Annotated in this window: 2 protein-coding genes; both read right to left on the bottom strand. The window is 68.0% G+C overall.

Annotation, left to right across the window (positions count from 1 at the left end):
- Window positions 1-27: 27 nt before the first annotated feature.
- Window positions 28-882 (bottom strand): IS21-like element helper ATPase IstB, encoded by an 855-nt coding sequence (gene istB / locus AB0L58_RS42955; protein ID WP_364397505.1) that lies wholly within the window; start codon window positions 880-882, stop codon window positions 28-30.
- Window positions 879-2249 carry an IS21 family transposase gene (locus tag AB0L58_RS42950; RefSeq protein WP_364397502.1) on the bottom strand — a complete coding sequence of 457 codons (1371 nt, stop codon included), beginning with the start codon at window positions 2247-2249 and terminating at the stop codon, window positions 879-881. Before AB0L58_RS42950 ends, istB begins: the two co-directional genes overlap by 4 nt.
- Window positions 2250-2396 lie beyond the last annotated feature (147 nt).

Genomic DNA, 2396 nt, shown 5'->3' with positions numbered 1-2396 from the left:
AAATTCCCCACCCGTGAGCGGTGTCGATTATAGGGGTTCGCGGTTTCCGGTGGTGGCTCGGCGGAGGTTGTCGGCGGTGGCTTGGTGGTCGCGGAGTCGGTAGGAGTCGCCGTCGAGGTTGATGACCATGGAGCGGTGCAGGAGACGATCGAGGAGTGCTGCGGCGACGGTGTTGTCGCCGAGGATTTCGCCCCAGGATCCGACGCCGCGGTTGGTGGTGATCGCGATCGAGGTTTTCAAATAGCGTTGCGACACAACCTGAAACAGTGCTGAGGCGGCTTCGGCGGGCAAGGGCAGGTAGCCGAGTTCGTCGATCACGAGCAGCGCCGGTCCGGCGTAGAAGCGCATGGTGGTGGCCCAGCGGCCCTCGATCGCGGCGCGGTGGCAGCGGGCGGCCAGATCGGCGGCGGTGGTGAAGTAGGTGCGGTAACCGGCGTGCGCGGCCGCCCGCGCGAGACCCGTTGCCAGATGTGTCTTTCCAGTACCGGGCGTGCCGATGAGCAGGACGTTGGTCGCGGTTTCGAGGTAGCGGCAGGTGCCGAGTTCGTCGAGCAGTGGCCGGTCGATGCCGGAGGCGGCATCGACGTCGAAGTTCTCCAGCGACGCCGGGGTGGGCAGGCTGGCGAACCGTAAGCGCCCGGCCAACCGGCGGGCTTCGGTGTCGTCGACCTCGATCCGGAGCAGTTTCTCCAATGTTGCTGTCGCCGAGAGGTTCTGCGTGGTGGCGTCTTCGAGCACCGAGGGCAGTGCTTCGGCGGCGGCGTGGAGTTTGAGCGTGGCCAGGTGCGACCGCAGTTGCTGGTAGCGGGTCGCGGACTGTTCGGCGCCGACGGCCTTGGTGGCGCGGCGGCTGGTTTTCTTCGGTGCGGGGCTGGTGGTCATTTGCGGCTCCTGGCGGTGGCGGCGCGCTCGTAGGCGGCCAGATCGGTGACGGTCGCGGTGTTCTCGTATCTGGTTGCGGCCGAAGGTGTTGCGGGATGTGCGGCCGGATCGGCGGCAGCGCGAAGCACTGCCGCAGCGGCTCGTGCGGTTGCGCCGGGCGGGATGCGTTCCTTGCGGCGGTGGGGGCGGCCGGTGTTCGCCGCGGCCATCGCGGCGGCATCGAGTGCGACGACGTGGCCGTGGTCTCGGACGCATGCGCCGAGCCCGTCGGCGGCGCGTTCGTGTCGGGCGATCACGATCCCGGCGCTGGTGGCGATGTCGATGGTGTTGCCGCGTAGCGGTTGCGTGACGATCACCGTCGCTGCTGCCAGCTCCGGCGGCACCGAGTAGCGGTTGCCGCGCCAAGCGACCAATGCCTGCCTCGAGGCGACCCTGGTTTCGGCGATCACCGACGGATACGGGTCAGCAGGTATGGGCCGCAACGGTTCCCGCGCGGCGACGGTCGCGACGCTGGAGCGGCCGTCAGCGGTCGGCCGCAGCCGGGTGTCACCCCGCAACGAACAGAACCGGTCCAGCGACGCTTGGGCTTGTTCGATGGTGGTGTCCTCGGCGAGGGTGCGCCACCAGCGTTGCGCGGCAGTGTGATTGGCCTTCTCGACCACACCTTTGCGGTTGCCGCGCCGGGGTGGGCAGATCGCCGGGGACACCGCGTAGTACTTCAACACCGCCGCGAACGACGCGGTCACTTGCCCGGTGGACGGGTAGCAGACCGTCGACATGCGGTCGAACCGCCACGACGCGGTCACCCCGCCCAGTGCGCGGGCGACGCGGTCCAGGCCCTCGATCAGGTGCGGCTGGTCGGTGGCAGGTGCGAGATAGCCGCGCCAGCGGCCGGAATGCGCGAGCGACCCGACCAGCAGGTGCGCGTTCGGTCCCCACCCCCATGACGTGGGTGGATTCGGCAGATCGACCCAGTCCCATTGGGTTTCACCGCCGGGCGGGTGCGGGATGATCGCGTTGGGGCGTTCGGTCGCGGTCCGGCACGCCTGGCAGACGGGCCGCAGTTTGCGGGCGCGGATGTTGCGGGTCAGCGACTGATACGACAGCGGGAAACCGAGGGGTTCCAGTTCGTCCATCAGCGTCTGCGCCCACAGGTGCGGGTCTTCTTCCAGGCGGGCGGTCACGTAGTCGACGAACGGTTCGAACGGATCCGGCAGATGCCGTTTCCGCACGCCAGGGGTTCGTTCCCCGGCCAGATACGCACGAACGGTTTTGCGGTCACGGCCGGTATGCCGGGCAATCTGTGAGATCGTCCAGCCCCGGGCGCGTAGGGCACTGATTTCCACATCTTCCTCACGTGTCAACATGGAAAAGCGGGCCTCCTCCGATCGAAAGCGCTGGTCAGGTGTGGTAACCACCAGCATCGGAGGAGGCCCGCCCTTCACGGCGGAGCCACACGGGACAAATGGGGAATTTCGGTGAGCGTCAGTGGGGAAGTTCAGTGAGCGCCGTCA

The sequence above is a fragment of the Nocardia sp. NPDC052112 genome (assembly GCF_040680135.1).
GTDB lineage: Bacteria > Actinomycetota > Actinomycetes > Mycobacteriales > Mycobacteriaceae > Nocardia.
This window is presented reverse-complemented; position numbering and strand designations above follow the sequence as displayed.

Bases quoted from the DNA above. Each gene is read 5' to 3' on its own strand.
- AB0L58_RS42950 (WP_364397502.1), bottom strand. From the start codon at position 2,249: ATGTTGACACGTGAGGAAGATGTGGAAATCAGTGCCCTACGCGCCCGG.
- istB (WP_364397505.1), bottom strand. From the start codon at position 882: ATGACCACCAGCCCCGCACCGAAGAAAACCAGCCGCCGCGCCACCAAG.